The organism is Sphingomonas sp., from assembly GCF_029239295.1.
GTDB lineage: Bacteria > Pseudomonadota > Alphaproteobacteria > Sphingomonadales > Sphingomonadaceae > Sphingomonas.
The window spans coordinates 1-22,721 of record NZ_JAQZBC010000005.1 but is presented as its reverse complement, the minus strand read 5'-3'; the positions used below and the strand labels follow the sequence as shown (position 1 = coordinate 22,721).

Here is a 22,721-nt window from a genome sequence, read left to right as displayed (position 1 = left end):
TATGGTGCCGCAATGACGTGGGAACGACGCAGCTTTCTGGCCGGCACGGCTGCACTGGCGGCGATCGGGCCCGGCATGGCAATCGCAAAGGGAACGGGGATGTACGGACTGATCGGCAAGATGATGGCGCAACCGGGCAAGCGTGCGGCGCTGACCGCGATCCTGCTTGATGGCCTCGCCGACATGCCGGGCTGCCTCAGCTATGTCGTCGCCGACGATCCTGCCGACGCGGACGTCATCTGGATTACCGAGGTGTGGCGCGACAAGGAATCGCATGCCGCCTCGCTCCAGCTGCCCTCGGTGCGGGACGCGATCACGCGCGGGCGCCCGCTGATCGCCGGGATGGAACGGATCGCCGAAACGCAGCCGCTCGGCGGCACTGGTCTCGCCACCTCGTAGCGGATTTGCGGGATGGGCAGGGGCGCCGGCGCTCCTTGCGCCCCCGCGTGCGGGGGCGGGCGGCGTTCTTGATGACTCACGCCATTGAAGCCCCGCGCGCCAGCGGCTAAGCGCTGGGGCGACATGGGCATCAACCTCAATCCTTTCACTTGGTGGAATGGCGCCACCATCGGCACCTGGTTCGGCCTTCGCGGGATGACGCGCGTCGGCGAGGACTCGCTTGGCAACGTCTATTACCAAGGCGGTAAGGACACGGCCGGCAATCCGCGTCGCTGGGTGATCTACAACGGATCGAACGATGCCAGCCGCGTGCCGCCGGAATGGTTCAGCTGGCTGCACCGCCATGTCGAGGATGCGCCGGCCCAGGCGCTCCCGCCGCCTCGCCCCTGGCAGAAGCCGGCCAAGCCGAACATGACCGGCACGGCGGAGGCGTATCGTCCGTCGGGCGCGCTGGAAATGGGCGGGCGCCGCCAGGCCGCCACCGGTGATTATGAGGCGTGGAGCCCCGACGCGTGAAGCCTGCGATCGCGGCTGCCGCGATCGGCGGCGCCGCCCTGCTCGGGGTCGGCGTCTGGTATGTGGCGCAGGGCGATGACGCCGGGACCACCCGTGCGCCGGTCGCCAGCCAGCAGGTTCCTGATGCGGCCGAAAACACCCCGTCCGATGTCGTGACGGTGGAGGGGGATGTCGCCCCTGTCGACGCGGGCAGCACGCCGATGGCTCAGCGCGTCGCCGTGATCGGCCTCCTCAACAAACGTAATGGCGTCAGCCGCGATTTGACGATGAAGCCGGGGCAGGCGCTTCGCGTCGGCGATACGGTGATCCGCCTGCGCGCGTGCGAACGCACTGCGCCATGGGAGCAGGAGCAGCTTACCGGCGCCTTTATCCAGCTCGCCGTGCGCGGCAGCGATGAAAAATGGCGGCGTGCCTTCTCGGGCTGGCTGTACAAGGAACGGCCGGCGCTGAACGTCGTCCAGCATCCGATCTATGACGTCTGGCCCAAGAGCTGCACGATGTCCTTCCCTGACAAGGGGCCGGATACCGATGTCCTCGCGGCGCCATCGACCGCGCGGAAGTCCGCCGGCGCGTCGACTGAGGGCAGTTCGCCGGCGGCGACACCTGCCGCCCCCGCCGCCACGCCCGCACCATCTGCGCCCGCCGCGCCCAGCACATCGGCCAGCGCGACCCCCAGCAACCCGATATAATCGTCGCGATCGATCTCCACCGCGCCCAGCGAGGCGAGGTGGTCGGTCATGAACTGGCAGTCGAGCAGGGTGAACCCGCCATAGCGTAGCCGCGCCACCAGCGCAGCTAGCGCCGCCTTCGATGCGTCGGTTGCCCGGCTCACCATGCTTTCGCCGAAGAATGCACGCCCCAGCGCCAAGCCGTACAGCCCGCCGACCAGCTCGTCGCCCTCCCAGCATTCGATCGAGTGCGCGAAACCGGCCTCGTGCAGCTCCAGAAAGACCCGCTCGATCGACGGGTTGATCCAGGTTTCCGGGCGATCGGTCGCCGCTTCCGCGCACAGCGCGATGATGCGGGCAAAGGCGGTGTCGCTGGTCAGCCGGAAGCGTTCGGATCGGAGCGTCCGGCGCAGCGATCGTGACAGGTGGAATTGCTCCAGCGGCAGGATCGCGCGGTGCCGCGGCTCCACCCAATAGACGCCCGGGGCGTCGCGCGCGTCGGCCATCGGGAATACGCCGACCGCATAAGCGCCGAGTACGGTCGCGGGGTCGAGGATTTCGAAGGGGCGGTGGCGCGTCATGGTCGACGCGGTAGATAGAAAGTCGCCGCCGCTCCTGCAAAGGGGCGGCGGCCGATCATGCGGTTGTTATTCGTGGCAGCTCAGCGGCTTCTTGCCCGGCTGCTCGATCGTCACGTTCTTCGTGTCGCCGGTCAGCTTCCAGCCGCCCTCTGCGGTCAGCGGCTCGCCGCCATTGGCGGCGGTCAGCGTCGTCGCCGGGCCATCCTTTGCGGTCCGCAGCAGGACCTGCTTGTCGCCTTCGAAGAAGGTCACATAGGCCAGGCTGTTGTCGTCGCAGCGCATCGACTTTTCGGCCTTGATCGACGGCGGCAGCTCGATCGCGCCGGCGTTGGCGAGTTCACGCGCCATGGGATCGGGGTTGGAATCGAGCACTTCCGGCGCGGACGGTTCGGAATTGCAGGCAGCGAGCGCGAGGAGCGCCGCGGTGGCGAAAAGGAAGGGGCTCTTCATAGCGGCCAGCGACTTCGCGCATGCAGCACATAGCGTCAAGGCAAAGGCGATAAGCCGTGATACTTTATTTCGAGAAAAGCGGCCGCAACGGAAGGATCATCGCCTCGGGCGCGCTTTCACTCATGGAATTCGTCCAGTTCGGGGATTCGGCCAAAGGCGATCTTGCTGCCCACGCGGTCTGCCCGACCGCCGCCGAGCGGCCCCAGCGATACCGCATGGCGGCCGAACCGCTGGTTGATCCGGTCCATCGCGCGGCTCAGCGCCAGCCCGCGCGTCTCGCGCGCCAGCGGGTCGGTGGGGTCGAGGTGCGCGAACAGGCTTGCCTGCTCGCCCGCCACCGGCGCGATTTCGGCCAGCGTCACGCCGATCATGCGCAGCCGGAACCCGCCCGGCCGCTCCCGGCCCGCCTCGCGCAACCGTGGGAACAGCGCATCGAGCCGGTCGAGCACGACGAAGCTGTCCTGCGTCTCGGGCAGTCGGATCGACGTGCGCCACGCGCTCTTGTCATCCTCGAACCGGACGTGAAGCACCAGCAGCCGCGCGCGATAGCCCTTGCGCCGCAGCCGGCTCGCCGCCTTCAGCGCCAGCCTGCGCGCGGTCAGCCGTGCCGGTTCATAGCCACGCTTGCCCGGCGACAGCACATGGCTGTGCCCGATTGTCCGGCTCTGCGTCGGCTTTTCCGGCAAGTCGACGCCATGCAGCAGGTACCAAAGCCGGTCGCCGTCGGTGCCGCCCCAGGCGTGGCCGGCATCGCGCGGCCGCCGCGCGCATAACTGGGCGATATCGTTCACCCCGTCGCGCGCCAGCCGCCGCTCCATCTTCGCGCCGATCCCCGCAATATCGGTCAGCTTCAGCCGGTACAGCGCGTGCGGCAGATCCCTGTCCTCGAACACCACCAGCCCGTCCGGTTTCTGCAGGTCGGAGGCGAGCTTCGCCAGCAGCCGGTTGGGCGCGATCCCCACCGATGAGGTCAGGCAATCGCCCACCCGCGCCCGGATCCCCGCCTTGATCCGCCGCGCCAGCGCCATCGCCGCGTCGCGACTATTCTCATTGTCGAGCAATCGGCACGCCACCTCGTCGATCGAGCACACCCGAGTCACCGGAATGTGCCGCCAGATCTCGGCCACGATCGCGTCGTGAAACTCGACATAGCGGCGGTGCCGCGCCGGGGTGACGACTACGTCAGGGCACCGCTGCTTTGCCTCCCACACCGGCGTGCCCGTGGTGATGCCGAACCGCTTCGCCTCGATCGATGCGGCGATCGCCACCGTCGTGTCGCTCCCCACCGGCGCGACGATCACCGGTCGCCCCCGCAGCGAAGGCTGCAATTGCTGCTCGACGCTGGCGAAATAGGAATTGAGGTCGAGGAACAGCCACCGCAGCGGCCGCGGCGGCAGCGCCAGCAGGTCGCCCGGCGGTTCGATCGGGGGAAGGGGCGACTCAGCCGGCATCATGGCACCCCCATGATACCGAAGTGCGGGATTGTTCTCTAGTTGTTCTCGCGATAGGACGTGCGCGATGCTCCCGCGATCCCGGAAAACAGATGGCTAAGATCCAGAAGCGCTTTGTCTGTCAGGCCTGCGGGTCGGTCGCCTCCCGCTGGCAGGGGCAATGCGTCGACTGTTCCGAATGGAACACGCTGGTCGAGGAGACGCCGGCAATCGTCACGCCGTTTCAGGCGAAGCACAATCTGCAGGGCGGCGGCCGTGCCGTCACGATGGTCGCGCTCGATGCCGAAGTGCCGCTGCCGGCACGCCGCGCCAGCGGCATTGCGGAGCTCGACCGCGCATTGGGCGGCGGCTTTGTGGAGGGCAGCGCGACGCTGATCGGTGGTGATCCCGGCATCGGCAAATCCACCCTGCTGCTGCAGGCCGCCGCGCTAATGGCGCTCGCCGGCGCTGATGTCGCCTATGTCTCGGGGGAGGAGGCGGCCGATCAGGTCCGGCTCCGCGCGCGTCGCCTGGGCCTGGGGGATGCGCCGGTGCGGCTCGCCTCGGCCACCTCGGTCCGTGACATTCTCACCACGCTCGGCAGCGGCCGCCCGCCCGAATTGCTGGTGATCGACTCGATCCAGACGATGCATTCCGATCTGATCGAGGGCGCGCCCGGCACCGTCAGCCAGGTGCGCGCCTCCGCGCAGGAACTGATCCGTTTCGCCAAGGAACGCGGCACCGCGCTGGTGCTGGTCGGCCATGTGACGAAGGACGGCACCATCGCCGGCCCGCGCGTGCTCGAACATATGGTCGATACCGTGCTCAGCTTTGAGGGCGAGCGAAGCCATCAATATCGCATCCTGCGCGCGATCAAGAACCGCTTCGGTGGCACCGATGAAATCGGCGTCTTTGCGATGCAGGCGGAGGGGCTGACCGAGGTGTCGAACCCGTCCTCGCTGTTCCTGACGCAGCGTGACGAGGGCGTGACCGGCACGGTCGTCTTCCCCGCGCTGGAGGGGACCCGCCCGGTGCTGGTCGAAATCCAGGCGCTCGTCGTCCGGCTTGCCAGCGGCGCCACGCCCCGCCGTGCGGTTGTGGGCTGGGACAGCGGCCGGCTGGCGATGATCCTCGCCGTGCTGGAGGCGCGCTGCGGGCTCAGTTTCTCCTCGGCTGAGGTCTATCTGAATGTCGCCGGCGGCTACCGCGTGCAGGATCCCGCCGCCGACATGGCGGTCGCCGCCGCGCTCGTGTCCGCCTTGTCGGAACGGCCGGTGCCGACCGACGCGATCGCCTTTGGCGAAGTGGCGCTGTCGGGCGAGGTGCGCAGCGTCGCCCACGCCGCGCTGCGGCTGAAGGAAGGGGCGAAGCTCGGCTTCGGCCAGGCGCTCGTGCCCGCGGCGCTGGCCAAGGAAAAGGCGCCGATGCGGCTGTCCGGGTTTCCGACGCTCGCGCGGCTGGTGGATCATCTTCTCGGCCGGGGCTAAGGGGCGCCATCGCCCCGCCGACTTGGCTGGGTGACGTTGCAACCGGCGGACCCTAGATAAGCGGCAATGAACCTGAACGGACTCGATATCGCGGTGCTGACCGCTGTTGGCGGCAGCGCGCTGCTGGGGCTGAAGCGCGGGTTCGTGACCGAGGTGCTGGCGCTGTTCGCCTGGGTAGCGGTCGTCTTCGCGATCAAGATCTTCCATCTGCCGGTGGCAAAGGCGCTGACCGGCCCGATCGGCACCCCGTCGGGCGCCGCGGCGCTGGCCTTCGTCATTCTGGGCGGCATCACCTATTTTCTCGGGCGCGTCGTCGCGCGCGCGTTGGGCGATCGGGTGCGCAAATCGGTGATCGGCCCGGTCGATCGCGCGATCGGCTTCGGCTTTGGCGCGCTCAAGGGGCTGATCCTCGCCAGCCTCGCCTTTCTTCTCGCCCTGCTTGTGCTCGACACGATCGGCGGCGGGCCGCGCAGCCGCCCGTTGTGGATGAAGGAAGCGCGCACCTATCCGCTGCTCAACGCCACCAGCGCCGCGATCGCCGATTTCGTTGATCGCCGTCGCCGGGGAGAGCCGGTTTTCGGCCCCGATGGCCCCTTCGGCGGTGGGACCCCCGCCCCCTCCAGCAGCAGGACGCCGGCATGAGCGATACGCTCTACAATGATGCCATCCTTCGCCTCGCGACTGACAATCCGATTGACGAGCGGTTGTCCGATCCGATGGGCAGCAGCGAGAAACGCTCGCCGATTTGCGGCAGCCGGGTCACTGTCGACGTCAATCTCGGTCCTGACGGGCGAGTGAGTGAGGCCGGGATGCTGGTGCGCGCCTGCGCGCTCGGCCAGGCATCGTCCTCGTTGCTCGCAGCGCAGATCGTCGGCCGTTCGCCGGAGGAACTGGCGGCCGCGCGCGATTCGCTCACCGGCTGGCTCGGCGGCTCGGGAAACGTGCCCGAATGGCCGGGGCTGGACGTGCTGACACCCGCACTCGATTATCACGCCCGCCACGCCTCGATCCGCCTAGCGTTCGAAGCGGCGGCTGAGGCGGCGGCTGAGGCGCAAGCCAAGATCAAGTCACAAGACGCAGCCGCGAGGAACTGATGGAACACGGCGCCACCGGATCACTGCTTCGCGACGGGGTGATCCTGCTGGGGGCCGGGCTTGGTTTCGTTCTGCTGTTCCGGCGGCTCGGCCTGGGTGCCACGCTGGGTTATCTCGTTGCGGGCGCCGTTGTCGGCCCGCACGTCCTGGGGCTGGTCGGCGGCGCTGACGAGAAGCTGGGCGTCGCCGAACTCGGCATCACATTGCTCCTGTTCGTCGTCGGGCTTGAACTCAAACCGTCGCGCCTGTGGAAGCTGAAGCAGGATATCTTCGGCCTCGGCCTGTTGCAGGTGGTGATCTGCGGCATCGCGATCAGCGCCATCATCGCGGTATTCGCCCATTTCTCGCTTCCCGCCGCGCTGGCGCTCGGCCTGCCGCTGGCGCTGTCGTCGACGGCGCAGGTGCTGCCGCTGCTGCAATCCTCCGGCCGGCTGCGCACTCCTTTTGGCGAGCGTGCCTTTTCGATCCTGCTGTTCCAGGATCTCTCGATCATCCCGCTGATCACGATCATCGCTGCCTTGAGCCGCAATCCCGCCGATGCGGGTGGGCCGCCGGGCTGGCTGCTGATCGTATATACCTTTGCCGCCGTCGCCGGGCTGATCGCCGCCGGGCGCTTCCTCCTGCGTCCATTGTTCCGCGGGATTGGCAACATGGGCGAACGCGAGATGTTCGTCTTTGCCGCACTGTTCACCGTCATCGCCAGCGCCGCCTTGATGGAGGCGCTTGGCCTTTCGACCGCGCTCGGTGCGTTCGTCGCTGGCGTGATGCTGGCGGACAGCCCCTATCGGCACGAACTGGAGGCGGACGTCGATCCCTTCCGCTCGATCCTGCTCGGCCTGTTCTTCCTCACCATCGGCATGATGCTGAACCTGACCGCGATCGCGGAACGGCCGTTCTTCGTCGTGTTCATGGCGCTTGCGCTGATCGCCACCAAGACGCTGGTGATCTTCGGCATCGGCATGCTGTTCAAGATGAACTGGCGGTCCGCGCTGGGGCTCGGCGTGCTGCTCAGCCAGGGCGGCGAATTCGGTTTCGTGCTGTTCGCGCAGGCGACCAAGGCGTATCTGATCGCGCCCGAGGCGGCATCGCTCTTCGGCGCGATCGTGACGCTCTCGATGGCCACCACCCCGTTCCTGATGGGCGCGACGCGGCGGCTGCGCGAAACGCCGATCGTCGCGCAGGAACGCGAAGGGCCAAAGGCGGAGGGGGCCAATGCGGTGATCGTCGGCTATGGCCGCTTCGGCCAGACGGTCGGCCAGATGCTGCTGACGCAGGACATACCGGTCACGTTGATCGACACCGATATCGAGATGATCGACATCGCCGGGCAATTTGGTGCGAAGGTCTATTACGGCGATGGCACGCGCCTCGATCTCTTGCGTCAGGCAGGCGCGGCGGAGGCGGAGCTGATCCTGTTCTGCATCGACGACGAACAGGTCACGCCCGAAGTGGTGGAATCCGTGCATGAGGCATTTCCGAATGCGGCGATCTACGTGCGTGCCTATGATCGCCGCATGCTGATCAAGCTGAAGGGCAGCCCGGCCAAGCTGGTGGTGCGCGAAGTGCTCGAATCCGCGGTGAAGATGGCGCGCGGCGCGATGGCGGATCTGGGCATCGATCGCAGCGAGATCGATCGGTCGGAGGCGATGTACCGCGCCAGCGATCGCGAGCGGCTCAGGATCCAGCTGGAGGCGGGCGACATCTACGCCGCGCGCGCGATGGTCGCCGCGCAGCAGCCATGGGGCAGGGGGAACGACACATGAACTGGCTGATGGTTCTGGCGGGTCTGTCGGGCGCGCTCGCGGTGGGTGCGGGGGCCTTTGGCGCGCATGGCGCCAGCGGTCAGGCAGCCGAATGGCTGCGCACCGGCGGCCAGTATCAGCTGATCCACGCGGTCGCCGCCTTGGTGGCGCTTCGGCTCGACCTGCGCGGTCCCGGCTGGCTGTTCGTCGTCGGCGCCGCGATCTTCGCCGGCACGCTCTACCTGATGGCGATGGGCGCGCCGCGTTGGCTCGGGGCGATCACGCCGATTGGCGGCACCTTGCTGATTGCTGGCTGGCTGTGGCTCGCCTGGGCTGGCCTTCGCGGCTGATGGCCAGCGGCCGCGCGGGCGTGGCCAAATGTCTCCGAAGACAGGCCGGCGGCATCACTTCTTCTGCCGGCACGCGGCCGAACAATAGACCACGCTTTCCCAGTCACGCGCCCATTTCTTGCGCCAGCTGAACGGCCGCTGGCACACCGGACAGGTCTTGGTCGGCAGGTCGCGCTTGTCGACGCCGTTGGGCATCAGCGCGGCTGGATCGCCAGGAATTCGCGCACATCGTCCAGCGACACCTGCTTGTCGAGGTAGGTCTGGCCGATCCCGCGGGCCAAAAGAAACGGGATATTTCCGCCACTTGCCTTCTTGTCGTGGCGCATATGCTCGATCAGCCGCTCGGCCGGCGCATCGATCCCCGCCGCCGCCAGCCCGCTCGGCAGCCCCGCCGCCTGCCAATGCGCCACCACCCGCACCGCGTCCTCGATCGGGCACAGGCCGTGCGCCGCAGAATAGCCGAATGCCAGCGCACACCCCGCCGCCACCGCCTCACCATGCAGCAACCGATCGGAAAACCGCGCCTCCGCCTCCAAGGCATGACCAAAGGTGTGGCCCAGGTTCAGCAGCGCCCGGCGACCCAGCGTCTCGAGCTCGTCCTCGCCCACGATCCGCGCCTTGGCTGCCACCGAGTGCGCGATGGCATATTCGCGTGCAGCAGCATCGCCGGCGAGAAGCTTCTCGCCATTGGCCTCGCACCAGGCGAAGAAGTCGGCATCGTCAATCAGCCCGTATTTGACGACTTCGGCATAGCCAGCGCGCAATTCCCGAGGGGGAAGCGTGTCGAGCACTGACGGGTCGATCAGCACGACCTTCGGCTGGTGAAACGCGCCGACCAGATTCTTGCCCGCCCGCGTGTTGATCCCCGTCTTGCCGCCAACCGACGAATCGACCTGCGCCAGCAGCGTCGTCGGAATCTGCACGAAGCCGCACCCACGTTTCAGGATTGCGGTGGCGAAGCCGACCAGGTCACCGATCACACCGCCGCCCAGCGCCACGACATGATCGCCGCGCTCGACGCCCATCGCCAGCAACTGGTCGGTCAGCGATTCCAGCGTGGCCCAGCTCTTGGACTTCTCGCCTGCCGGGATGATGATCGCCTCGCTTTCGATTCCCGCTGCGTTCAGCGAGGATCGCAGCGTGGCGAGATGCGGCGCGACGTTCGCGTCCGCGACGATCGGCACGCGGCGGCCACCAACCAGTGGCGCGAGGTGGTCGCCCGCCCGCGCCAGCAATCCTGCCTCGATCACTACGTCGTAGCTGCGCGTCCCCAGCGCCACCTGCACAATCGTCATGCCGTCCCGTGTCCAATCGCTTTCAGGATCGCGCGCACCGTTGCCTCGTGCGGCGCATTGTTGCTCGTCACATGGATGTTTGCCTGCGCATAGAGCGGGTTGCGCACCGCAGCGAGCTCCCTCAGCACCTTGGCGGGATCCTTGCCGCGCAACAGCGGCCGGGTGTCACGCCGGCGCACGCGGTCGACCAGCACATCGATGTCGGCATCCAGCCATACGGACAAGGCGTCGGACAGGATCAAGGCGCGTGTCGCCTCATTGATGAAGGCGCCGCCGCCCGTCGCGATCACCTTCGGCCGTCCATCGATCAGACGCTGGATCACGCGCCGCTCTCCGTCCCTAAAATACGGCTCACCGAACTGCGCGAAAATTTCGGCGACCGACATGCCCGCCGCTTCCTCGATCGCGTTGTCGGCATCGACGAACGGCAGGCCAAGCCGCTGCGCCAGCCGCTTGCCAACGGTCGACTTGCCCACGCCCATCAGCCCGACCAGCACGATCGGTTCACGTTGCCAGCGGCTCTTGCGATCGCGGTTCGGTGGGGCGGGGCTTTGCAACATGGGTCTGCGGGCTATACAGCGCGTCGGCGCCCCGGGCACAAGGCTCGCGGAAGGTTAGGCTCGACGCTGGCGAGTTTTGCTGGCGTCGTACAGGGTGTGGAACATGTCGCGGTTGATCGTCTCGCTGGTAGTACTTCTGGTCGTCGTGGTCGGCGGGTTGTTCTTCCTCGCGGGCAGCGCGACGGAGCAGCCCACCACGCGTGTCGAGAAGGCGGTCGAGCTTGGCAACCTCGCGGGTTAGACTGCTTGCGGCGTTGGCCGCAGCAGGATCATTGGCAGCAGCGGCGGTAGCGCAGAACGCTCAGGCGCCCGAATCACTCTTGCCGCCCGGCTTTGGCGAGCCGGTTGCGCCGCCTCCTGCGCAGGCCCCCAGTAACCAGACGGTTCAGCCCCTGCCTCAGGCGCCGCTTGACCTGCCCGTGCCGGAGGTCAGCCCCTCTCCAACACCTACGCCCACCCCGCCGAGCGAGGCAGAACTCGCCCGTTACGAAATGCCGCTCTTCGCCCGCCGCTCCCTCTCGGTCGTTGGCCCGATCGGCCGTGCCGAGGGCGGTGTCGCGCCGGATGCGTTCGGGTCGGCGGACGGCGGCTTTCTTCAGGGATTGATGCGGCGGCTGTCCGCGCCGTTGCCGTCGCGCTGGCTCTCGATCGCGCTGCGCCGTGCGCTCGTGTCGAAAGTGGATACCCCGGCAGGCCTGAACGGTGCCGATTTTGCCGCCGAGCGCGCCTGGCTGCTGCTGCGGATGGGCGACTCGGTCGCGGCCCGCAGCGTGATCGAAAGCGTCGACGCGATGAACGCGACGCCAAAATACGAACAGGTCGCGATGCAGGCGATGCTTGCCAATGGTGATCCGGGCGGGCTGTGCACGCTCGCGGCGGATCCGAGCGATCGGGCGCGCGGCTGGATCCTGGCCCGCGCGATGTGCGCGTCGCTCGCGAACGAGGAGGGCGGTGGACGTTCATTGATCGATGCTGCCCGGCGTCAGCGCGTGGCCAGCGGGATCGATCTGGCGCTTGCCCGGAAAGTGGTCGGTGCGGGCCTCGGTAGCCGGCAGGCGGTGACCATCGAGTGGGATCCGGTTGTGCAGCTCACGGCGTGGCGCTTCGGCCTCGCCACGGCAACCGGTGTCGCCGTGCCGAACCAGCTGTATGAAACGGTAGGGCCGCAGGTGACTGGCTGGCGCGCGCTGTCGCCGGCGATTCCGATCGCTGATCGTGCGGCAGCGGCTGAGACCGCAGCGGCGATGGGTGTTTTGTCCAACGCAGCACTGGTTGATCTCTACGCCGCGCTCGACGCTGGCGAGGACACCCCGGCTCCACTGGGAGCAATCGCCTCCGATTTGCGATCGGCCTATGTCGGCGCTGACGTCGCCACGCGCCTCGGCGCGCTGCGGCAGCTATGGGACGGCGCGGAAACCCCGCGGGGCCGCTATGCGCGGCTGATCCTGACGGCGCGCGCCGCCGCGCGGATCCGACCGGTTGATGGTCGCGAGGAAGCAAACCGGATCGTGGCCTCGATGCTATCGGCAGGTCTCGACCGGACGGCGCAGCGCTGGCGCGGGCAGGTGGACGACGGTGGTGATGCCTGGGCGTTGCTGGAACTGTCCGATCCAGATGCCCGCAGCCGCTTGGGCTATGGCGCGGTCACCAATTACACCGGAAGCGGCAATGCAACGCTGAAGCGGCAGTTGTTCTTCGCTGGCCTCGCCGGCCTCGGTCGCCTCTCTGCGCAGGAGATCGAAGGCGGCGCAGAATCGCTAAGCGTGCCGATCGGCCTGGAAAACAGCTGGACTCGCGCGCTCGATCGCGCGGTTCGCGATCGCCAGCCTGCTACCGTGCTGCTGCTGGCGGGTATCGGCATGCAGGCGGGTTCCTGGCAGGCCGTGCCACCGGCGGCATTGTATCGCATCGTCGCCGCGCTGCGCGCGGTAGGGCTGGACGGCGAGGCTCGGATGATCGCCGTAGAGGCGCTCACGCGGGTCTGATCAGATGGGCGACGCTGCCCTGATCGATCGCTTTCTGGAGATGATGGCGGCGCAATCGGGTGCCGCGCGCAACACCATCTCTGCCTATCGCAGCGATTTGTCGCTCGCGTCGGAGGCGCTTGGTGGCCGCTTGGCCGAGGCAGATGCCGAAGCGATCGCTCAGCTTGGCGCAGGCTGGTCGGGCCTCGCGCGTGCGACCGTGTCTCGCAAGGCGTCGGCGCTTCGACGCTTCTTCGCCTTTCTCGCCGAGGAAGGGCTGCGCGCAGATGATCCAGGCGCCGCGCTTCCGCAGCCCGGAAGCCGCCGGTCGCTTCCGCGTACGCTAAGCCACGATGATGTAGATCGCCTGTTCGGGGCGGTCGCCGCCCGACTCGCGCGCGATCCACCGCTGCCGGCTGACCTGCGCAACGCCGCCTTGCTTGAACTGCTATACGGTTCTGGACTGCGCGCGACCGAGCTCGTTTCATTGCCGCGCAACGCCATCCATCCCGATCGGCCATTCATCATCTTGAAGGGGAAGGGCGGGAAGGAACGTCTGGTGCCTATCTCCGATCGCGCCCGCGCGGCGGTGGCGGCGTGGCGCGATCATGTCGCGCCTGACGACAAGTTCCTGTTTCCCTCGGGCGTCGCGCACATTTCGCGCGTGCGGCTGTTCCAGATCATTCGCGCGCTCGGTGCTGAGGCGGGTATTCCGCCCGATCGGATCAGTCCCCACGTCCTTCGCCATGCGTTCGCCACCCATTTGCTGGAGGGTGGGGCAGACCTTCGCGCATTACAGGCAATGCTCGGGCATGCCGACATTGCCACCACCGAGATTTACACCCATGTCGATCGGGCTCGACTCGTCGCATTGGTCAACGAACGTCACCCGCTCGTTGACGTGGCGAAACCGCGCGCCTAGCTCGGCGCGATGCCGACTTTCCTCGACTTCGAAAAACCCATTGCTGAACTGCAGGCCCGGATCGACGAATTGCGCGATACCGGTGCTGAGGGCGGCGTCGACATCGCCGCCGAGGTGGCGAAGCTGCAGGCGAAATCAGATCGGCTGCTGAAGGAAACATTTTCCAAGCTGACGCCGTGGCAGAAGACTCAGGTTGCTCGTCATCCCGAGCGTCCGCATTTCAAACATTATGTCGCCGGCCTGTTCGACGAATTCATCCCGCTCGCTGGCGATCGCGCCTTTGGTGATGATCAGGCGATCCTCGGCGGTTTCGCCAACTTTCGTGGTCGACGCGTGCTGGTGATGGGGCATGAGAAGGGCGACGACACCACGTCCCGCCTTCGCCACAATTTCGGCATGGGTAAGCCTGAGGGGTACCGCAAGGCAGTGCGCCTGATCTCGCTGGCCGATCGCTTCAATCTGCCGATCGTTACCCTCGTCGATACGTCGGGTGCGTTCCCCGGACTTCAGGCCGAGGAACGTGGTCAGGCGGAGGCGATCGCCCGGTCAACCGAGGCGTGCCTTGCCGCCGGTGTGCCCTTCGTCTCCGCAGTGGTGGGGGAGGGTGGCTCAGGTGGCGCGGTCGCCTTGGCCAGCGGCAACCGGGTGTTGATGTTCGAACACGCGGTCTATTCGGTGATCTCGCCCGAAGGCTGCGCGTCAATCCTGTGGCGGACGGCAGACAAGGCGCCCGATGCCGCAGAGGCGATGAAGGTCACGGCGCAGGACTTGAAGGAGCTGGGTGTGATCGACACGATCGTGCCGGAGCCGCTGGGCGGCGCGCACCGCGGCCCCTCGGCCGCAATCGGCGCGTTGGGCGATGCCATCGAGGCTTCGCTGGGCGAGTTGCAAGGGCTCGACGCAGACGCCCTGCGGCGAGACCGGCGCGAGAAGTTCCTCGCCATGGGCCGCATCCTCAGCTGACGTGAGACACAGAGAGGGCGGCGAGCCGAAGCTCGCCGCCCTCTCTCTTCAACGGCAAAGGCTCGTTTACGATGCCTTCGGATTATCCGTAGTCGTCATCTTCGTTTCGACATTCTTGAAGGTCGACTTCAGCTGATTGCCCAGCGTGCCCATCGCGGCGATGGCGGCAACGGCGATCAGCGCGGCGATCAGGCCGTACTCGATCGCGGTGGCGCCCTTGGAATTCTTCAGGAAGGTGCGCATCTTCTGCATGTTCGATCTCCAGTGGTTGTCTAAAGCTTCAGTCACCCGACCGGATGAAGGTGCCCCCCGTTCCGGTGTCCCCAGCAAATAGGGACACCAGGTTGAAAAACATTTAAGGGCCGTGCTGCCGGATCGGTTCGGATCAACGGGCGGTGCTGACGCGATCGCTGACGTCGTTCCACATGCCGGTCGTCACATCCGCCACGCCGACGAAGGTCACGATCATAACGATCACGATCAACGCGACGATCAGTCCGTATTCGACCGCCGTGGCGCCGCGCTGATCGCTCGCCAGCCGCAAGAATGCGGCGACTGCGCGTTTGATCGCTTGGAACCCTCGGTGCATGGCGATGCTGATCGCACAGCAGCGTTAACGAAAGGTCGACATGCCAAGTTCGCGCAGCGTGCACAGCTGGCCCATGTTGGTGGTGGCGGCGGCGCTGATGACGCCAAATGGCCGTATTCTGGTGCAGCAGCGCCCCGCGGCAAAGCATCATGGTGGGTTGTGGGAGTTTCCGGGCGGCAAGGTTGAAGTTGGTGAAACACCGGAGGTAGCTCTCGCGCGCGAACTGGCGGAAGAGCTGGGGATCGCTGTCGATCCGGCTGATTGCCTTCCCATCACCTTTTCGCGCGGCATCGCCGGCGACCGGCCGATGATCCTGCTGCTTTACCGTGCGGACCGTTGGCAGGGCACACCGGAGGCCCTCGAAGCACCTGCCATTCGTTGGGTGACCGTCGATGAGCTGGCTGAATTGCCCATGCCACCCGCCGATGAACCGCTTGTCGCCGCGCTGATGGCTCTGCGGCGACTGTCTCGCACTGATCGTTCGTTTTAACCGTTTTGGTATCGCACGGTCTTAGGGGGTCAGAGCATCATCAGCGTGCCAGTGGTGCGACCGCACCAGCCAGTCAGAATCGCCTTCGATGATGCGCATGAGGCCTCCGGATCATGGGATGGTGCAGCGGACCGGTTGCCAAGCCCGTCGCTTCCGCATTTATCGCATTTCGCGGCAGCCAGCGACGCTCAGAGTGCGCCAAACTGGAGCGACCAGGATCATGTAATCTGGGATTTCCACGCTGGAGGCCCGACCGGGAATCGAACCCGGGTGCAAGGATTTGCAGTCCCTAAGCGTAACGTCCCGGACGGTTCCGAAAGCACCGTAAGATGCTGAGAACGCAACGTGTTCCTCGGTCGTTCTAGGCTGAGAACATACCGGAACGTTCCGTGTAATTCCAGGCATGGTTACACACGAATGCCACACTGCGCCGGGCAGAAGGCACGTGCCGTTCGCCCAGCGCGGGAAATTTGGCTGGCCGCGATACCAGGCCACTAGATCCTTCGAGTTGGGAGCAGGAGAGCTACATGCTACCCCTCTCTCATTCCTGGATGAAATCCCGCGGGAAGTGCGAGCGAGCATCAAGGGACATTTTCAACAGCTTGAGGAGCAAGCCCGTGGCGCGAAAGGTGTTCTGGTCTTGGCAAAGCGACCAGCCTGCACGCGAAACTCGAGACGTGATCAAGGCGGCGCTCCAACGAGCGTTGAGCAACCTTCAGGCTGAGTTTGAAGAGGCTGAGCGCCCGGACATTGACCACGACACGAAGGATGTTCCCGGGTCTCCGGACATTGTTGCTGCGATCCTTGAGAAAATTGATGCAGCCGCCGTGTTCGTGGCGGACGTGACGCCAATCGCCGTCAGTGGCTCGGGCAAGCATGTTGCCAACCCCAACGTACTGATCGAGCTTGGCTACGCCAAACGGGCGCTTAGGCTTAGCCGCGTCATTCAAGTTTGGAATACCGCTCTTACAGGCGCGACGGTCGAGGATCTACCGTTTGATATGCGTCAGCGTCGGAAACCTATCGAGTTCGCGCTTGCGGTCGGTGCAGACCGAGAAGAGTTGCGCGCTGTGCGTGACGGGCTGCAGAAGGATCTGGAGCATGCGCTTCGGCTTGCGCTCGCAAGTCTGCCCGCTGAGCCGCCAACGCCTTTGCCTTGGCAGACACCTGATCCAACATTTCCCGCGATATGGCGCGGCGGCGTGGTCCAAGTTAATATGGACGAGGAAACCATCCACCTTGCCTTCGAGAGTAATCCTGCCGGCTACGCACGCTTGCTCCCGACAAAGTGGTCCAGTTCGCCAAGCGCGCTCGCCCGCTTCGACCGTGATAACAGCCGTCCGATACCGCTCGGTCGCGTAGGCGGCATGAGTTGGGGAGCTGCCGCCGGCGGCTTTCTGGTCACCCGCTGGAGCGAAAAGATTGAACGAGAGCACGTGAGCAGTACCGGCACCCGCTGGTTCAGAGACACAGGCGAGTTCTGGGGTATCGACGGTCGGTTCGTGGGATCGAGCTCTGAAGGCGATATTTTTGCGACCGAGTATGCGGTTGAGCGCTGGATCACTTGGATAGCCCACCACTATCAACTGTGTCGCTCGCTAGGCGGATCGGGTTCCATCCATGTCAGGCTCGGTCTTGTCGGTCTCGAAGGCAGTCGATGGCCACGCGGCGTCGGCGGATACGGTCGAGGGCCCGGGGCGCTCGAAGATCGCGCGGAGCATGACTTCGTCCTCAGCAGACCTGACGACATCGACGAGCAAATAAAAGTAGGGGTAAGCCAGATGATGCGGAACGCCGCTACCGCATACGGCTTGTAGAAACGGTATGGCGGACGTTCAGTTCGGCCCGCTTTGGCGCCATGCGTAGAGGTTCGCATTGGGCTGCTGCCGGACGTCCCAAGTAAGCGCCCGGCCCGAGCACCTGGCGAATATCTTTGTCTTGGTCACGCCTCACGCGCGCTGCTGGACAAAAGCTGACTTCTGCCCAACATGCGGTCCATTGAGGGGGCGCTGATGCTAAGTTGCGGAGGGGAGTGGCAGCCGACCGTTATTACGCGTGTGATCGAACCGATTCTGAGTAGTACCTGTGTCGTTCGAGTTGTTACCGACGCCGGCGCCGCCTTCATAAAGGGGATGGGCAATCCACAAGGTAACGAAAGCCTTGCACTGGAGCTCGTTGGAACCGAGTTGGCAGCGCTGATCGGACTTACAATCCCGCCTTTTGCTATCGTCCAGGTTCTCGATCTTTCGATCGATATGATCAACGGGCACCCTATGCATCGCGGTCCGGCGTTCGCGTCTAAGGCGTTGGTCGGCGCTCCCAGCGATCCAGGTGGCACATTCCTGCAACGTCTCGCGAATCCCCAAGACGTTGCCTTGCTCGTCGCGTTCGACACTTGGGTGAGGAACGTCGATCGATGCCCGCCGCCCGACTACCTCGACCCCACCCCTAAATGGGATAACCTATTCTTCACCCCATCTAAGCGACGGTTCGAGATGGTAGTGTTCGATCACACGCACTGTTTCGTCGAGGAGGATCTTGAGGCTGGGTTGGCCGGGCCGGGATTCGTGGAGGATGAGCGAATATATGGGGCATTTCCCGAATTCATTCCTATGTTGAATGAGCGAGCCCTTCGGCGTGCCTGCCTCCAGATCACCCGCGTTGACGCGGGGGCAATCATGGCGATAATCGGGTCCGTCCCGTTGGCATGGGGTCCCGGCACAGGGACGCGTGCACGATGGGCAGAGTTGTTGATTGAGCGCGGCAAACGGGTTGAAGAGTATCTTTTTGCCCGGCTGGTGCCGCAGTTGCAGATGAGCGTTTAGGAACATGGGAATGGAGCATCATCAAGGGAAATATGCCCTTGTTCAGTTCTGCCCAGTGCCCGAGCGCCTGGAATTTCTGAACATCGGGCTTGTCCTGATCGTCCCGGGCCTTCACTTTGTGGGGGTGCGGTTTGCTCGCGGACATTCGCGCATTGATCGAGTGTTCGGACGACAGCCGAAGTCATATCTGAACGCCATTAAGCACTCATTTGAGAGTCGGCTGCGGAGTGAGTTGTGGCGTTCACCGACGGGCGCTGGCTTTGAAGAGTTTGTTCAGAAGCGCGCGAACGACATCCGTGTCTCTAGGCTGTTGCCCGTCCAAGTGAGCGATGCTGAAGCCGACTTTGATCGGCTTTTTGATGAACTCGTAGGTGAGGAGGACCCCGTCGTTCGCGAGCCTCGGGTTCGCCGGAAGTTACGGGACGCATTCAGGAAGCATAAGGTCGAACAGTTCCTTGAGAGCCCTGAAGAGGTTGATCTCCCGGAATACGGCTTGAAGGTGAGCGTGCCGTACGGGTATCAAAACGGCTGCTACAACCTGATCGATGGGATGCGAGTGCCATCCAATGTCAGTGACGGACTTCGTGAGGCGGGCAAGCGCTCCATGGAAGGTGGTTTGATCTGGCGACATTTCGAGCAAGGTCAATGCAAGCGCCTCGTCGTAGTTGGCGATTTCTCGCAGCAGCCGAACGCATTCTATCACGCGGTCAAGGAGCAGTTCGATGCCTCCCATGTCCGCCTTCATCGCCTCGACGACATGCGTCCGTTACTTAATGACATCCTTGATAATGCAGAAGAGCATCGGAAATTGCGTCGCTAGTTCTGCGACGTTTGTGGCTAGCTAACAAACATCGCCTCAACGATAGCCTGCATCAGCACGCCGCGTGGTACGGGGACGCTAACTGACGTGTACCCTGCGTTCTTTGCACGACGCTGACCATACAGCCCGATCCACTGCCGCCCATGCTGGCGCCAAGCTCGCTGAAGCGCTGGCACGGGTAGCAGGACGCAAGTGGCCGCCGGCGCATGTGCATAGGCGATGAAGTCGCAGGCTAGCGGCTTCTGCACCCAACCAGGCGACTTGCGCCGCTCGTCCGACCAGCGCTCGAGCAGCACGTCGGGCCAGTCCTCGGTGCGGATCTTCTCGTCGACCGTGAACGTGCGACCGCACGCTAGGGTTAGCAGACGATCAATGCCCGCTCGCTGTGCCCAGCCGTCGTGCTCGATGGCAACCGCAGACATGAGCGTGGGGAAGAGCTGGCGGTAAATCGGGATCCACCAGTCGGCGCCGTATTGTGCGGACACCGCATGGCTGTCAGCGAAGCGATGCACACGCGTGAACGCCCCCACCCGATCACGTCGAGCAGGGGCAGTGTGGGCCAAGGCCGGCGGCGACGACGGCTCCCATGGTGCTGGACTAATCGTAAGCGTCCTCCATCTCCTGATCGTGACCGTCCTCTGCGTCATCCAGGCCGCCCGGGTAGCCAAGCCAATTGGCGCTCTGGCGGCAAAACTCGTCCTCGGCCATCGAGCCGTCCAGCTCGTCGCCATCCGCCTCTAAGTCTGCCTCGCCGTCGATCTCGTCCATGCGATCGATCATCCGCTCGGTTAGCCGGGACAGCTCGGCGCGGGGGAGGGAAGGGATCTTGGCGAACAGCATGCCAGCATGCCCAACTTGGTTGGTCCGAACCCAACACCTGGTGCGGCGGCGCACCCACGGTCCGGTCGGGCGACGGTGCTTAGGCGACCAATGAGGGAGGTGGCCCATCACGCAGCCTCCCCGAACTGGCGCTGCTCGATCGCCCACTTGATCGCTTCTTGCCGCTCGGGCTGGCCGATCACCTGCGACATGACAAAGGCAAGCTCGTCGTCGTCGCAGCCGTCCACCAGCAACGCGAGCCGCCGGTCTGCGATAAGCGCATAGCCTCCGCCGATTGAAGTGAGAGCCATCAGCCAAACGGTCGGGTCGAAGGCATCTGCTTGCTGTGCGAGGCAACGCGTCGCCATGTCAGCGGTCTCCCTTCATGAAGGGGCCACCGGGATTATGGAGCGCGTGGATGAGCTGGTCGAGCTCAAGCGGCCAATGATCGGCCATAGCGTGCCCGGCAGCCCGGCAATATGCATCATATGCGGGGCCAGTGTCGTCCTCGTCCTGCGCGACGAAGCCGGTCCATTGATCAATCGCACCACACAGCCCCTGCGCTAACGCATGAGGGATGATGGTGCTGATCTTGCCACCATTGCGCGCGGTCGCCACCGGCCGACTGTCGCGGTCGAAGTTGTGGGCGTGCTGCACCATCCTTTTCGCGGCGTTGGCATCAAGGAAGGCCGCAGACAGCTCCTCGACATCGACCCACGGAAAGTCAGGCGCGGTGGGCGGCGGGGAGAAAAACGAGACCGGCTGGCCGTTGATGTCGGCTCGCGTGAGGAAGCGGGGACTTGCCGGTGACATGTCAGCGGCCCTCCTGCTTGGGAAGCCATTGCTCCACCTGCTTGGACACGCAGGAGAGGGAGCTATGTTGCGCCTCGGTTGGCTCCTCGTCCGGACGGAACAGGCCGGCCAAGCGCTGGGTGCAGTTGGCAACAGCGACCCCGGTCATCTCGTGAAGGTCGCGGAGCTCGCGATCAGTGGCGTCCTCACCTTGCCCCATGATCAGGTCATGCCAGCCGGCGAGTTCGGTCAGCACGGCAAGCACGTCGTCAAAGGTCTGCGGGGGTTCGGCGATGATCGCACACGACAGCGCCTGCTGCTGCCGGCTCCACACACGCGACGCGGGCGCCCATTCGACGTGCGAAAGATCGTTGCGCTTTTCCGCGGCGTCGAGCGCTTCCTGCCGCTCGCGTACTGTGTCCAGCATCAGGGCCAAGTTGCGAATTGGGGTCGTGGCCATGTTCATGCCTCCCCTGAACGAATGGCGTCAGCGGCGATCATGCGCAGCGTCGCGATGTCGATGGTGCAGCCTTCCAGGAAGTCGAGCAGCGCGTTGAGCTTGATACCGACGCCGGCCCGGTCGGGAGCCGGCAGTGCGGCGAGCCGATAGGCGGCATCGCCCTCCCTGCTGGTCGCCTGATCCATCAGGTCATCGTCCACACCGCCGGGCACTGCGTTGTATTGCATCACGGTAGCGTGGGCAGCGTGCCAATCGGCGACGGCCTGTGTCCATTCGGCGCTGACGGCGCCGGTGTTTGCGGCTGCTGCTGGCGCGATCAGTGCTACGCTCGCCAATCCCGCGCGGGCGAGAAGGGCTCGGCGGCTGGTCTCGGTCATGTGCGTCATGCCCGGCCCTCCGCATACAGACGGCGAACATCTGCAATCAGAATCGTGGTCAGGTCGAGGACGATCGTAGGGATGGGGCGGGGCTCCGGCGCGATGCGCTCGATCCGGATGGTGCCGGGGTCACGCGCTGCGTGGCGAGCGCGGGCATCGATCGCAACCAGGCGCTCCAGCTCCTCGCCGGGGGTCGCGGTGAATTCGACCACGATCTCGCCGCATGCCGCGGGGATGAAGGCGCGAAAGGATGCTACCTTCGGATACCCGGCAGCCATGTAAGCGGGGTTGGAGTTGTGCTCTGCGGCGGCCTTCAGCAGGGCCGCGGTATGTGCGGGGGCGGACTTGGCCGGACGTGCGTCGGCCGCTACGGTATGCATAGCCAATCACCTCTCAATCAGGTGGTTAAGGTCAGACCGGGCGGGAGGGTCCTACGCCTCTCGTTCGGTCGCTTCGGCTTCGAAGTGATAGAGTCTCTATCATCTCTCTTCGCTTGTTGCAATAGCCTCGCTGAGATAAAGTCTATCAATGACAGCAGAGCAATGCCGCATGGCTCGCGCCGCCCTAAAGTGGTCGGCAGCAGACCTCGCCCGAGAAGCCGGCATTGGGTACGCAACTGTTGCTCGATTTGAGGCTGGCTCTGTGGTCCAGTCGGACAGTATCGAGACCATGCGCAGTGCACTGGAGCGTGGCGGAGTTGAGTTCATCGCGCCAGGATCCACGATCAAAGCTGGTCGAGGTTTGGCAGGTGCGGGAGTTCGGCTCGCTCGGAATGATCCGTCGCAGGATGACGCGAACAGTTGAAGATTGTGAGGCGCCTCGCGTGGTGGCGAGCTGACGTTTCTACATTATGACGCCGCCAGCTCGCCGCCTTCCAAGCGAAACCGCTACTAAGCATAGCGATTTCGCATAGCGATTTCGCATAGTGAATTCGCTATGTCGGGCTCTTGGCTCTTCGATCCCGAAAAACTTTAGCAAGTTGTTCGAGGGGGTTATTGCCTCTTCGCGCCACTAGCCGGACAATATTCCCTGACGTGCTCCCCTGAAACTCTGCCAGTTTGAGCTAGAGTCCGCCTTCGTGAGGAGACGGACGTGAAGAAGACCAGGTTCAGCGAGGAGCAGATCATC

The 22,721-nt window shown here is 65.0% G+C and carries 32 protein-coding genes and 1 pseudogene; 17 read left to right on the top strand and 16 right to left on the bottom strand.

Going from position 1 to position 22,721, the window contains the following annotated elements:
- Positions 1 to 12 precede the first annotated feature (12 nt).
- Together K0S66_RS06050 and K0S66_RS06045 are read left to right on the top strand one after the other, a co-directional pair.
- Complete coding sequence (locus tag K0S66_RS06050; protein WP_301074345.1) at positions 13 to 399, top strand: putative quinol monooxygenase; 387 nt, start codon at positions 13 to 15, stop codon at positions 397 to 399.
- Positions 400 to 522: 123 nt separating this feature from the next.
- A complete protein-coding gene (locus K0S66_RS06045) occupies positions 523 to 915 on the top strand; it encodes an NADH:ubiquinone oxidoreductase subunit NDUFA12 (protein WP_301074658.1) in 393 nt (130 codons plus the stop codon).
- Here K0S66_RS06045 and K0S66_RS06040 read toward each other — a convergent pair.
- Positions 888 to 1,262 carry a hypothetical protein gene (locus K0S66_RS06040; protein WP_301074657.1) on the bottom strand — a complete coding sequence of 125 codons (375 nt, stop codon included), beginning with the start codon at positions 1,260 to 1,262 and terminating at the stop codon, positions 888 to 890. The genes K0S66_RS06045 and K0S66_RS06040 overlap by 28 nt on opposite strands.
- On the opposite strand from K0S66_RS06040, the pseudogene K0S66_RS06035 reads away from it, so the two are divergent.
- A pseudogene (locus K0S66_RS06035) lies at positions 1,182 to 1,349 on the top strand (DUF2155 domain-containing protein); the annotation flags it as partial. The gene K0S66_RS06040 and the pseudogene K0S66_RS06035 overlap by 81 nt on opposite strands.
- A 35-nt stretch (positions 1,350 to 1,384) precedes the next feature.
- Here the strand turns inward: K0S66_RS06035 and aat are convergent.
- The 3 genes from aat to K0S66_RS06020 all read right to left on the bottom strand — a co-directional run bounded on the left by aat (position 1,385) and on the right by K0S66_RS06020 (position 4,068).
- The gene (aat, locus tag K0S66_RS06030; RefSeq protein WP_301074343.1) at positions 1,385 to 2,164 is read right to left on the bottom strand and encodes a leucyl/phenylalanyl-tRNA--protein transferase; all 780 of its coding nucleotides are present in this window, start codon (positions 2,162 to 2,164) and stop codon (positions 1,385 to 1,387) included.
- A 66-nt stretch (positions 2,165 to 2,230) separates the two neighbouring features.
- A complete protein-coding gene (locus tag K0S66_RS06025; RefSeq protein WP_301074342.1) occupies positions 2,231 to 2,614 on the bottom strand; it encodes a hypothetical protein in 384 nt (127 codons plus the stop codon).
- A gap of 116 nt (positions 2,615 to 2,730) precedes the next feature.
- Positions 2,731 to 4,068 (bottom strand): type VI secretion protein ImpB, encoded by a 1,338-nt coding sequence (locus tag K0S66_RS06020; protein WP_301074341.1) that lies wholly within the window; start codon positions 4,066 to 4,068, stop codon positions 2,731 to 2,733.
- Positions 4,069 to 4,157: 89 nt separating this feature from the next.
- Here K0S66_RS06020 and radA point away from each other — a divergent pair, with 89 nt between their 5' ends.
- From radA to K0S66_RS05995, 5 genes are all read left to right on the top strand, one after another.
- Positions 4,158 to 5,531 carry a DNA repair protein RadA gene (gene radA / locus K0S66_RS06015; RefSeq protein ID WP_301074339.1) on the top strand — a complete coding sequence of 458 codons (1,374 nt, stop codon included), beginning with the start codon at positions 4,158 to 4,160 and terminating at the stop codon, positions 5,529 to 5,531.
- A gap of 66 nt (positions 5,532 to 5,597) precedes the next feature.
- Positions 5,598 to 6,173 carry a CvpA family protein gene (locus tag K0S66_RS06010; protein WP_301074338.1) on the top strand — a complete coding sequence of 192 codons (576 nt, stop codon included), beginning with the start codon at positions 5,598 to 5,600 and terminating at the stop codon, positions 6,171 to 6,173.
- Complete coding sequence (locus tag K0S66_RS06005; RefSeq protein WP_301074337.1) at positions 6,170 to 6,625, top strand: iron-sulfur cluster assembly scaffold protein; 456 nt, start codon at positions 6,170 to 6,172, stop codon at positions 6,623 to 6,625. The genes K0S66_RS06010 and K0S66_RS06005 overlap by 4 nt, the downstream gene beginning before the upstream one ends.
- Positions 6,625 to 8,388 (top strand): cation:proton antiporter, encoded by a 1,764-nt coding sequence (locus K0S66_RS06000; protein ID WP_301074335.1) that lies wholly within the window; start codon positions 6,625 to 6,627, stop codon positions 8,386 to 8,388. Before K0S66_RS06005 ends, K0S66_RS06000 begins: the two co-directional genes overlap by 1 nt.
- Entirely contained in the window at positions 8,385 to 8,717 is a 333-nt protein-coding gene (locus tag K0S66_RS05995) for a DUF423 domain-containing protein (RefSeq protein ID WP_136450682.1), read from the top strand. The genes K0S66_RS06000 and K0S66_RS05995 overlap by 4 nt, the downstream gene beginning before the upstream one ends.
- Before the next feature lie 54 nt (positions 8,718 to 8,771).
- Here K0S66_RS05995 and K0S66_RS05990 read toward each other — a convergent pair whose 3' ends face one another.
- Genes K0S66_RS05990 through K0S66_RS05980 form a run of 3 tightly spaced genes read right to left on the bottom strand, consistent with a single transcriptional unit; the run spans position 8,772 to position 10,572 of the window.
- Positions 8,772 to 8,912: a DUF2256 domain-containing protein gene (locus K0S66_RS05990; protein WP_301074331.1), complete on the bottom strand. Its 141-nt coding sequence runs from the start codon at positions 8,910 to 8,912 to the stop codon at positions 8,772 to 8,774.
- On the bottom strand, positions 8,912 to 10,012 hold the full coding sequence (aroB, locus tag K0S66_RS05985; RefSeq protein ID WP_301074329.1) for a 3-dehydroquinate synthase: 1,101 nt from the start codon (positions 10,010 to 10,012) through the stop codon (positions 8,912 to 8,914). The genes K0S66_RS05990 and aroB overlap by 1 nt, the downstream gene beginning before the upstream one ends.
- Positions 10,009 to 10,572: a shikimate kinase gene (locus K0S66_RS05980; protein WP_301074327.1), complete on the bottom strand. Its 564-nt coding sequence runs from the start codon at positions 10,570 to 10,572 to the stop codon at positions 10,009 to 10,011. Before K0S66_RS05980 ends, aroB begins: the two co-directional genes overlap by 4 nt.
- A 103-nt stretch (positions 10,573 to 10,675) precedes the next feature.
- Between K0S66_RS05980 and K0S66_RS05975 the strand changes: the two genes are divergently transcribed.
- The 4 genes from K0S66_RS05975 to K0S66_RS05960 are packed head-to-tail and all read left to right on the top strand — an operon-like array spanning position 10,676 to position 14,421.
- Positions 10,676 to 10,813: a hypothetical protein gene (locus tag K0S66_RS05975; RefSeq protein WP_301074326.1), complete on the top strand. Its 138-nt coding sequence runs from the start codon at positions 10,676 to 10,678 to the stop codon at positions 10,811 to 10,813.
- Positions 10,794 to 12,557, top strand: coding sequence for a hypothetical protein (locus tag K0S66_RS05970; RefSeq protein WP_301074325.1), 1,764 nt, complete (start codon positions 10,794 to 10,796; stop codon positions 12,555 to 12,557). The genes K0S66_RS05975 and K0S66_RS05970 overlap by 20 nt, the downstream gene beginning before the upstream one ends.
- Positions 12,558 to 12,561: 4 nt before the next feature.
- A complete protein-coding gene (locus tag K0S66_RS05965; RefSeq protein ID WP_301074324.1) occupies positions 12,562 to 13,458 on the top strand; it encodes a tyrosine-type recombinase/integrase in 897 nt (298 codons plus the stop codon).
- Positions 13,459 to 13,467: 9 nt separating this feature from the next.
- Complete coding sequence (locus tag K0S66_RS05960; RefSeq protein WP_301074322.1) at positions 13,468 to 14,421, top strand: acetyl-CoA carboxylase carboxyltransferase subunit alpha; 954 nt, start codon at positions 13,468 to 13,470, stop codon at positions 14,419 to 14,421.
- A 66-nt stretch (positions 14,422 to 14,487) separates the two neighbouring features.
- Here K0S66_RS05960 and K0S66_RS05955 read toward each other — a convergent pair whose 3' ends face one another.
- Together K0S66_RS05955 and K0S66_RS05950 are read right to left on the bottom strand one after the other, a co-directional pair.
- On the bottom strand, positions 14,488 to 14,673 hold the full coding sequence (locus K0S66_RS05955) for a Flp family type IVb pilin (RefSeq protein WP_301074321.1): 186 nt from the start codon (positions 14,671 to 14,673) through the stop codon (positions 14,488 to 14,490).
- Between the two features lie 133 nt (positions 14,674 to 14,806).
- Complete coding sequence (locus K0S66_RS05950) at positions 14,807 to 15,010, bottom strand: Flp family type IVb pilin (protein WP_301074320.1); 204 nt, start codon at positions 15,008 to 15,010, stop codon at positions 14,807 to 14,809.
- 40 nt (positions 15,011 to 15,050) lie between these two features.
- On the opposite strand from K0S66_RS05950, the gene K0S66_RS05945 reads away from it, so the two are divergent.
- The 4 genes from K0S66_RS05945 to K0S66_RS05930 all read left to right on the top strand — a co-directional run bounded on the left by K0S66_RS05945 (position 15,051) and on the right by K0S66_RS05930 (position 19,145).
- Positions 15,051 to 15,500, top strand: coding sequence for a (deoxy)nucleoside triphosphate pyrophosphohydrolase (locus K0S66_RS05945; RefSeq protein WP_301074318.1), 450 nt, complete (start codon positions 15,051 to 15,053; stop codon positions 15,498 to 15,500).
- 617 nt (positions 15,501 to 16,117) lie between these two features.
- The gene (locus K0S66_RS05940) at positions 16,118 to 17,317 is read left to right on the top strand and encodes a hypothetical protein (protein ID WP_301074317.1); all 1,200 of its coding nucleotides are present in this window, start codon (positions 16,118 to 16,120) and stop codon (positions 17,315 to 17,317) included.
- Between the two features lie 240 nt (positions 17,318 to 17,557).
- The gene (locus K0S66_RS05935; protein ID WP_301074315.1) at positions 17,558 to 18,325 is read left to right on the top strand and encodes a HipA family kinase; all 768 of its coding nucleotides are present in this window, start codon (positions 17,558 to 17,560) and stop codon (positions 18,323 to 18,325) included.
- A 10-nt stretch (positions 18,326 to 18,335) separates the two neighbouring features.
- Complete coding sequence (locus K0S66_RS05930) at positions 18,336 to 19,145, top strand: DUF3037 domain-containing protein (RefSeq protein ID WP_301074314.1); 810 nt, start codon at positions 18,336 to 18,338, stop codon at positions 19,143 to 19,145.
- Between the two features lie 17 nt (positions 19,146 to 19,162).
- On the opposite strand, the gene K0S66_RS05925 is transcribed toward K0S66_RS05930, so the two are convergent.
- The 7 genes from K0S66_RS05925 to K0S66_RS05895 all read right to left on the bottom strand — a co-directional run bounded on the left by K0S66_RS05925 (position 19,163) and on the right by K0S66_RS05895 (position 21,973).
- Positions 19,163 to 19,657 (bottom strand): hypothetical protein, encoded by a 495-nt coding sequence (locus K0S66_RS05925; RefSeq protein ID WP_301074312.1) that lies wholly within the window; start codon positions 19,655 to 19,657, stop codon positions 19,163 to 19,165.
- Between the two features lie 85 nt (positions 19,658 to 19,742).
- Positions 19,743 to 19,985 (bottom strand): hypothetical protein, encoded by a 243-nt coding sequence (locus tag K0S66_RS05920; RefSeq protein WP_301074311.1) that lies wholly within the window; start codon positions 19,983 to 19,985, stop codon positions 19,743 to 19,745.
- A 107-nt stretch (positions 19,986 to 20,092) separates the two neighbouring features.
- Entirely contained in the window at positions 20,093 to 20,275 is a 183-nt protein-coding gene (locus tag K0S66_RS05915) for a hypothetical protein (RefSeq protein ID WP_301074310.1), read from the bottom strand.
- Between the two features lie 58 nt (positions 20,276 to 20,333).
- Positions 20,334 to 20,777, bottom strand: coding sequence for a hypothetical protein (locus K0S66_RS05910; protein WP_301074308.1), 444 nt, complete (start codon positions 20,775 to 20,777; stop codon positions 20,334 to 20,336).
- A gap of 1 nt (position 20,778) precedes the next feature.
- Positions 20,779 to 21,216: a hypothetical protein gene (locus tag K0S66_RS05905; RefSeq protein WP_301074306.1), complete on the bottom strand. Its 438-nt coding sequence runs from the start codon at positions 21,214 to 21,216 to the stop codon at positions 20,779 to 20,781.
- A gap of 2 nt (positions 21,217 to 21,218) precedes the next feature.
- Positions 21,219 to 21,602, bottom strand: coding sequence for a hypothetical protein (locus tag K0S66_RS05900; RefSeq protein ID WP_301074305.1), 384 nt, complete (start codon positions 21,600 to 21,602; stop codon positions 21,219 to 21,221).
- Positions 21,599 to 21,973, bottom strand: coding sequence for a hypothetical protein (locus K0S66_RS05895; protein WP_301074303.1), 375 nt, complete (start codon positions 21,971 to 21,973; stop codon positions 21,599 to 21,601). The genes K0S66_RS05900 and K0S66_RS05895 overlap by 4 nt, the downstream gene beginning before the upstream one ends.
- Before the next feature lie 148 nt (positions 21,974 to 22,121).
- On the opposite strand from K0S66_RS05895, the gene K0S66_RS05890 reads away from it, so the two are divergent.
- Positions 22,122 to 22,397: a helix-turn-helix transcriptional regulator gene (locus tag K0S66_RS05890; RefSeq protein ID WP_366520785.1), complete on the top strand. Its 276-nt coding sequence runs from the start codon at positions 22,122 to 22,124 to the stop codon at positions 22,395 to 22,397.
- Positions 22,398 to 22,721 lie beyond the last annotated feature (324 nt).